General features: G+C 58.9%; 6 protein-coding genes and 2 pseudogenes. 4 read left to right on the top strand and 4 right to left on the bottom strand.

Annotation, left to right across the window (positions count from 1 at the left end):
• Positions 1-27 precede the first annotated feature (27 nt).
• Positions 28-417, bottom strand: a complete 390-nt coding sequence (locus NKI29_RS32980; protein WP_352798643.1) for a hypothetical protein — start codon at positions 415-417, stop codon at positions 28-30.
• Between NKI29_RS32980 and NKI29_RS32985 the strand changes: the two genes are divergently transcribed.
• The 4 genes and pseudogenes from NKI29_RS32985 to NKI29_RS33000 all read left to right on the top strand — a co-directional run bounded on the left by NKI29_RS32985 (position 416) and on the right by NKI29_RS33000 (position 3,152).
• Positions 416-604 (top strand): hypothetical protein, encoded by a 189-nt coding sequence (locus NKI29_RS32985; RefSeq protein ID WP_352798645.1) that lies wholly within the window; start codon positions 416-418, stop codon positions 602-604. The two genes, NKI29_RS32980 and NKI29_RS32985, sit on opposite strands and share 2 nt — an antisense overlap.
• On the top strand, positions 591-2,660 hold the full coding sequence (locus NKI29_RS32990; RefSeq protein ID WP_352798647.1) for a recombinase family protein: 2,070 nt from the start codon (positions 591-593) through the stop codon (positions 2,658-2,660). Before NKI29_RS32985 ends, NKI29_RS32990 begins: the two co-directional genes overlap by 14 nt.
• A gap of 28 nt (positions 2,661-2,688) precedes the next feature.
• Positions 2,689-2,916 (top strand): annotated as a pseudogene (locus NKI29_RS32995) (transposase domain-containing protein); the annotation flags it as partial.
• A 2-nt stretch (positions 2,917-2,918) separates the two neighbouring features.
• A complete protein-coding gene (locus tag NKI29_RS33000; RefSeq protein ID WP_502896754.1) occupies positions 2,919-3,152 on the top strand; it encodes a hypothetical protein in 234 nt (77 codons plus the stop codon).
• Positions 3,153-3,225: 73 nt separating this feature from the next.
• On the opposite strand, the pseudogene NKI29_RS33005 reads toward NKI29_RS33000, so the two are convergent.
• The 3 genes and pseudogenes from NKI29_RS33005 to NKI29_RS33015 all read right to left on the bottom strand — a co-directional run.
• Positions 3,226-3,710, bottom strand: a pseudogene (locus tag NKI29_RS33005) (transposase); the annotation flags it as partial.
• Positions 3,711-3,991: 281 nt separating this feature from the next.
• Positions 3,992-5,086 (bottom strand): extracellular solute-binding protein, encoded by a 1,095-nt coding sequence (locus NKI29_RS33010; protein ID WP_352798650.1) that lies wholly within the window; start codon positions 5,084-5,086, stop codon positions 3,992-3,994.
• 275 nt (positions 5,087-5,361) lie between these two features.
• The gene (locus NKI29_RS33015) at positions 5,362-7,347 is read right to left on the bottom strand and encodes a CocE/NonD family hydrolase (RefSeq protein WP_352798652.1); all 1,986 of its coding nucleotides are present in this window, start codon (positions 7,345-7,347) and stop codon (positions 5,362-5,364) included.
• Positions 7,348-8,052 lie beyond the last annotated feature (705 nt).

An 8,052-nucleotide genomic window follows, 5' to 3' on the forward strand; every position in this document is an offset into this window, starting at 1 on the left:
CGATATCGTTCAACTTGGCGCTGACGATCAGGCTGTAGAGAACGGCAGCGCGCTGTCCGCCGCGATCGGAACCGCAGAACAGCCAGGACTTTCTGCCGAGAGCAATCTCGGGGTCATTCTGCCCATGTTGGGCAGGAGGTCGAAGTCCATTATCGTTGGCATCCGTATTTCGGACGCCGGCTTCGCTGCGAGAACAGCGAAGAACGCGCGAACGGTCGGATCATTCATCTCGTCGTCGTGCCGGGGCATGTCATTACCGCTCCCGCCTGGATGGTCGATCCGGTGGCTTGCGCGACAATGGACCTGGGCTCCCCGCGCGTATCGCTTGCCACGCTGCTTGAGCTTCACAAGCTCTTGATCGAACGCCGTTTCCGGCGAGGCTCCCCGGATGGTTTCATCATCGTGGAGACGCAACATGAGAACCCTGCCACCCCTGACACGATCTCTCGTGGTCGTTCGCCAACTCAGCTTGCCGCTCGACTCGCAGAAGCTGAACGGGCTGAGTTCAGCGCAACGGACCATAGTGATCGCCCGGCTCGCCAACGTACTAATGGCCGCCGCCGGCGTGGCAATGGAGGAGGAGAGCTGCGATGACGAGCGGTAATCTGATTCCGACTGCCGTCCTCAAGCGCAAGGCCGTCGTCTATGTGCGTCAGTCCACTCAGGCGCAGGTCCAGCTCAACCTTGAGAGCCAGCGTCGGCAATATGAGCTTGTCGACGTCGCGCGGCGCTGGGGATTCCGCAAAGTAGAGGTGATCGACGAGGATCTGGGACGAACCGCAAGCGGGGCCGTCGAGCGGCCCGGTTTCGAGCGCCTGGTCGACGATCTGTGCACCGGCCAGGTCGGCGCCGTGCTTTGCCTGGAGGCGTCCCGCCTGTCGCGCAATGGGCCGGACTGGCATCGGCTGCTCGAGTTGTGCGGCGAAGTCGATGCACGCGTGATCGATCTGGACGGAGTCTACGATCCGGGATTGCCGAACGACCGCCTGCTGCTCGGTATGAAGGGCAGCATCAGCGAGTTCGAGCTCGGCGTGCTGCGTGCCCGAATGTACGAGGCCGCCCGCGCCAAGGCACAGCGCGGCGAACTGCGCATCTCCGTGCCCTTCGGCTATGTCTGGCACCGCGATTACGGTCTCGGGTTCGATCCCGACATGCGCCTGCAGGAGACTATTCGCCTGATCTTCGCGCGTTTCCGCGAACTCGGCAGTGCGCGGCAAGTGTTGATCTCGATGATCGATGACGGCGTGCATTTCCCCAGACCCTCCGACGGCAAGAAGATGGTGTCCTTCGACTGGGTTCCGATCCGCTACCGCAACGTGATCTCGATCCTGAAGAACCCGTTCTACGCCGGCGCCTATGTCTATGGTAAGAGCGAGAAGCGCACTGAGATCGTCGATGGCCGCGTTCGCAAGAGCTATGGCCATTACAAGCCGGCTAGCGAGTGGGCGGTGGTGCTCAACGACCATCACGAAGGCTACATCGGATGGAGCGAGTACGAACGGAACCAGGAACTGCTCGCGGCCAACGCTTATGGCAAAGCCGGCGGCGTCAAGTCGGGCCGCGGCGGTCGCGCGCTGCTCCCGGGTCTCATCTCCTGTGGTCGATGTGGGCGAAGACTGATTGTCATGTATGCCGGACGCGGCCAAGGTTATCCGGTATATCGCTGCGAGCGCGGCAACCTCATGATGGCCCAGGCGCGATGCATGTCGTTCAACGGCTTTCGCACCAACGCGGCGGTGACCCGCGAAGCGCTGGAGGCGGTTGCGCCGATGGCGATCGAGGCGGCGTTGGACGCTGAACGGATGCAGCTGGAGAGCGAAGCCAAGCGGCGGCAGATGATCGAGATGGACCTGCAGCAGGCGCGCTATGAGGCATCGCTCGCCGAGCGCCGCTATGCCGCTTGCGACCCGGAGAACCGGCTTATTGCGGCCCAGCTCGAGAGGAGTTGGGAAGCCACGCTCAGGCGCGTGGAGACCTGCGAGGCCCGGCTGAGCGAAGTCCAGCGTGTGGAGCCTGTCGACGCGGTTCCGGACTTCACGGGCCTCGCCCAGGATCTCGAGGCCACCTGGAATGCGCCGGGTGTCGACATGCGCTGTCGTCAGCAACTGCTGCGCGCGCTCATCAAGGACATCGTGGCGGATGTCGATGACGATGCGCGCGACGTGATCTTGACCATCCACTGGCATGGAGGCCAGCACTCGCAGGTACGGGTTCGCAAGCCCAAATCCGGAGAGCATGGCCAGCGTACGCCTGAGGAGGCTCTGGCGATCATGCGATCCATGGCAACCCGGTGGTCGGATGCCGAAATCGCTGCCACACTCAACCGCATGGGCATGCAGACCGGTCAGGGAAAGACCTGGACCGCGCGTCGCGTCCAATCGCTGCGCACGGTGCACAAGATCAGCGGCTATCGCTCTTCCGACAAGAATGGCGAGTGGCTCACCATGTCGGACGCGGCCGCTAGGCTCCGTGTGTCGCACGTCAAGATCCGCCGTTTCATCAGGGACGGCATATTGCCCGCCGAACAGGTCATGCGCGGTGCGCCCTACCAAATCCGCGCCAGTGACCTTGAAGATGAACGGATCCAAGCCGATTTGGCGCGCAATACTCCGCGTCGCATCAACGACGACAATCAGGAATCGCTGTTTTCCGCCATTTGAAGAGGGGGTGCATAATGAATCAGTCTTCGCTCTCGGCAGAAAGTCCTGGCTGTTCTGCGGTTCCGATCGCGGCGGACAGCGCGCTGCCGTTCTCTACAGCCTGATCGTCAGCGCCAAGATGAACGATATCGACCCGCAGGCCTGGCTCGCCGATATCGTGGCGCGCATCGCAGCCCACCCAGCTCATCGGATCGATGATTTGCTGCCGTGGAATTGGAGATCCGCACAACTGCGGACCCAACCAGCGGCGGCCTGATCATGCAGCGCAATAAGGTGCATCACGTCTACACCGTCGATCGTGTCGCCAGGGACCTCGGCGTCAGCGAAGCGCTCATCCAGGACCTGACCCTCGGTCTCGAGCCCGAGGACGGCGTCATCTGGGTGTACGGCGCCAACGATGACGACGGAATCTTGGCCTTCACCGATCAAGGCATCGAGGAGGTCAAACTCCTCCTCGAAGAATATCATCGCGTCTCCCCATCGAAAGCTTGACCCCGGCACCGCGGTGCTCAGGTGCTCATGGCCGCCGGATACGCACGTCTGCGGTCTTCACCGGATGGGTACGGCCCTCCCGCCTCAGCATCACGAGAAGACGCCCGTAGCCGAACCGGCGACGCTCCTGCGCGATCGCCTTCATCCGCTCGCGAAGCTCGCAGTCGTTCAGCCTGCTGGTCTCGTGGCGAACCGTCATGCGGCAACAGCCGATGGCTTTACACGCCCGCCGTTCGCTCATCCCGAAGCCTTCCTTCAGGCGAGCGACAGCTTTCCGCTTGGCCGCGGGCGTCACCATTTCTTTCCCACAAGATCCTTCAACGCGGCATTGTCGAGCATGGCGTCGGCCAGAAGCCGCTTCAGCCGCGTGTTCTCGTCCTCCAGAGCCTTCAGTCGCCGAGCCTCGGAGACATCCATCCCGCCGAAGCGGGCCTTCCAGTTGTAAATCGAGGCGTCGCTGACCCCGTGCTTGCGGCACAGATCGGCAACCGATACCCCGGCCTCATGTTCCTTCAAAATTCCGATGATCTGCTCTTCAGAGAAGCGGCTACGTTTCATGTCCTGGTCCTCTCGATGGGCCAGAACGAACTTCAAACCGGATTAGATAAGAGGGGCAAGGTCACAGCCTACGCACGTGGGGCCTCAAGCTCCGGGAGAGGGTTGGCTTCAAACGAGCTGCCGTGGCTGTGCCGCAAGGCTCGTCCGCGGAGCTCCATCATGCGGCGACTGATGTCGACCGCGAAGACAACCATGCACCCGGCAGCGTCGTCTCGACGCAATTACATGCTTTGGGCGGCAGGCGACAGACGGACACACCTATTCCACCGGAGGTGTCGGTGTTACTCACTAATCCAAGCAGTCCACCGCTCAGTCACTGCGGCACGATTGGCTTGAATCCACTCGGCGTCCATTATGGCCACCTTCGACAAATTGTCGGACGCGGTCACGAGCGTTGATGCGAATTCAGGATCAAGAAACGCAGCGGCATTCTTATTGGGAAGTGCATAGAACATGTTCTTCACGAACTCGGCGTGCGCTTCGGGACGAGTGTACACGAAGTTAAGAAGTGCCTTGGCGGCCAATGGGTTTGGCGCTCCTTTTGTTATGCAAAAAGTTTGCGATTCGTAAGTTGCTCCGTCCCAGGTGAAACGAACCGGCACTCCTTCTCGTTGCAAGCGAGATGCACGTCCATTCCACATGGCCGAAGCCACCACCTCCCTGCTTCGGAATAATTGCTGGCTCTGGTCACCGCTGGTCCACCAAACGGCGATGTTCGGCTTGAGTTCGTCGAGCTTCTTGAACGCACGATCAAGGTCCATAGGAAAGAGTTTCTCGAGTGGCACACCGTCAGCAATGAGCGCCACCATCAGGACTTCCAGGGCGCTATCGTCAGTTGGCAGTGACCGCGGTCCGGGGAACCTTTTGACGTCCCAAAAGTCAACCCAGTTCGCTGGACCGCCTCCAGGGAACGCCCGCTCATCGTAAGTCATAACCAAGCCGCCCTGATCCCAGAGGACACCGACTTCACCTACGCAAGACCCCTCGACACCCTCGGTGCTGACGTTTGGCAGTTGTTCGCAGTTTTTCCCAAGCTCTTCGAGATGCGGTTTGAATTCGGCCCCCAATGCAAGTTCGCGAGGGAGGTACACGATGTCCCATTCCACTGCGTTCATCTGGATCATTGCCTTGAGGCGCGCGTAATCAGCCTCCACCGCGATGACCCTAATTCCAGTCTCTTTTGTAAATTGCTGAAAAAACAATTCGTTCATCATCTTTCCGAAGACCCCGGATCCTGAACTGATCACCACCTGATTTTGGCCTGCGGCTTTCGCGGCATCCACAAGCGAAGAGGATTGGGCGATGGCGAAGTGCGGCACAAACGAACTGACTGCGGCGGCCCCACTCATCTTCAAAATGCTGCGCCTATTGATCATTGAAACCTCCTTCTGGCAGGTATTGCGTTGGCGATGTCGAAACTCTAAGGCAGATGGAGTTTGCTAGTAGGAGAGATTTGTTATGACCTGAGTTCGGTCATTATGATGCGTGACGTTGCCCCGTGGAATGCCCTCAGTTTGAATCGACCAGCGCTTGGAATCGCGAACGAACTCACCGGTAGGACGGTCGTGAAGTTCCAGGGTATCATTCAAGTCGCTTGCGCACTGGCCAGATGCATGGATCAGCGGGGACCTCCGAATCTTAAATGACATGGTCACATAAAGTCTCTACGGATCTTCTTACTCCTCGTCCGCGAGAAAAACTCTTCGCCGTTAAAGTGAGCTTCGATAGCTTGCGATATGATCCACTCGGTTTTCGTACAGGATAAGGTTGCGACGCCATGGGTGGTCGTTTCCCATCCGGTTCTCGAAACAGTAATGGTGAAGCGGCATTCGCCGGTCATCGACAGGGGATCGTGCGCCGCGATCGACCATTTCTCCTCAAGACGGCTGCCTTCGGCCAAACCGTTCCCAGGATGGCGGATAAGACCGTCATCGTCGATCGTACAATAGTTTGTAATGCCATTCTCTAGGTCGCGCTCGAACCAGCGCCTAGTTTCTCCGGGGATCAAGATTTCGCGTGTAGGCAGCGGATTGAGGTTAGCCGTTTCTGGAATTTCGATACGCTCGTGTTCGCCAAGAAGCGGTAAGGACAGGCTAATGCTGGAAAGATCGATATCGAGGGTGGCATTGTAGGGCGGCGGTAGCATGACCGGCCAATACGCCGTCGAGATGGACAAACGAATGCGATGACCCGGCGCGATTCGATAGCCGCATGGATCCACCGAGACCATCACGGTCTCGTCTTTGCCTGGCACGAGCGGCATCGGCTCGGCATCACTGACCCGGTGAGCCAAATTCAGCACTCCATAGGAAATGAGCATTCCCGTGCCATCAGGGTGTACATCGATCAGGCGGACGGCGATATTCGCCAGGGGGCTGTCGCTCGAAAGGGTGAGTCTCAATGAGGGTCTCCCGAGCAGAACGCATTCTGCTTCCAGCCCCTCACTTTCCAAGACCAGCGATCCGCCGTCGTCAATTCGCTGATCGTCCGGCATGCCAGTATAATGATCAGCGGCGGCAGTACCTGTATCAAGCGGCGAGCTCAAGAATACACGTTTAGCTGAGCGTTGGAGAGGATGCTCAACGAGCGTTCCGCAAGCGTCCAGCGAAAGCTCGCGAATATTAGGATTTGTCCAGCTGTTCTTGGCGACCCAATAGCCTGGATCTCGCTCGCGCCGAGGAGAAGGACGCGGCCCATCCAGAATGAACGCTCGCATTTGCGGGATTTTGTCGGCACCATTTGGTTCATCACGTAGCCAATGATTCCACCAAGCAATAGCTTCGGTCGCAAAGTCTGTACTTGGCCCTGGGCGGGCAAAAAGATGCGGCCATTGGTGCCCCCAAGGTCCGATCAGCACCTTCGCCTTCCCTGGCATGCCCTCGACAAGTTCAAAAGGCGAATTTCGATAGCAGTCGCTCCATCCGCAAGTGAACAATGCCGGAATTGGGAATTGGTCGAAGTTTTCATTTATCGACGCACGGCGCCAGTAAGCGTCGCGACGTTGATGGGATAACCACTCCTCCAAATAGAAGGGTTGATTCTCCAGGCGCTGCCGCCACATCTCGCGCCACCTATCACCGACGATCTGCGGGTCCGGCGGGCGAGACATAAAGCCGGTTAATTGCGACTGCCATGACAAATTGGCCGAGCGAGCGCCGAGATGGGTGCCGCCCTTGTAGCGAATCATGTCTCTATATCGGTCGATCGAACAGCCGTTCGATATAACGGCCTTGAGTGCAGGCGGCTTCATGGCAGCTACTCTCAAGGTGTTGCCACCGCCCCACGAGATTCCCCACATGCCCACATTACCATTGGACCACGACTGGGCTGCAATCCAGGCGATGATTTCCGCCGCGTCGGGAAGTTCTTGTTTGTTCTCGCCATCAAGCACGCCCTCTGAGTCGCCGGCTCCACGCAGGTCAACCCGAATTCCCGCAATTCCGGCCGCTGCCAGCATCGGATAGTTTGCCTCATCGCGCTGGGAAGTGCCATTTCGTTTACGGTAAGGCAGGAACTCGAGAATGGCCGGCACAGGCGCTACACTCGCGACATCCGGCAACCAAAGCCGGGCCGCAAGGCGCGTTCCGTCCTTGAGCGGAATCCACTGATTCTCAATGACGGTGACAGTCTCGGCCATCAATATATCTCCTCTCCTGGATCCGGGTTCGAGCCCGAACTAAAACTCTGCTGTTGAGAGCGACCCGGAAAACACGGCGAACCGCAGAACACCCGCGGTAAATCACCCGGCGAGTGCCTTTGGCCCACCAAATTCCAGGTTGAGTCATCACGCTCCTTCATGACTCTTAGATCGCAGCGGCGTCCCAGTGACGTGAGCCTCGCCAACTTAGGGGCGGGCTAGGTGACGCCGGCAACATTCAAAGCAAAGATTGCCAACCGTGGTCTTCCGCCTCGGAATCGGCAAAAACTTCGTGCCCCTCTGCTTACGCGACGGTCTGTTTGGCCCGTGTTCAATTACCGCAATACGAAGGAACTCGTCCGCGGCTACAGAACGCATTCGAGTGTTTGGCGCTGGCCAATCATTGCACCAGTCCGGCTAGGCTCGACTTATCGATCCGCTTGAGCGTACGGGGGCAGCTTCTCCAAAACGAGGCGCGGCCAGTTATGCAGCGTACCAAATATTTATGCTGGGGGCCGCAGAGTACTAGACGTTATGAGCATGTTATGAGCGGCGGCCCGTCCTTAGTCTTTGAAGCTGTAAGCAAACTGGGGGCAACGTCACCGTGATCAAGCAATTCGCCGAAACCTCTACAAGCCTCACCACAATGGTTCGGCCGCAAATTAGGCTCGCAGTTACCGCTCCGAACGCGGCAACGGGCTCTTC

The sequence above is a fragment of the Mesorhizobium sp. M0678 genome (genome assembly GCF_040320505.1).
GTDB lineage: Bacteria > Pseudomonadota > Alphaproteobacteria > Rhizobiales > Rhizobiaceae > Mesorhizobium.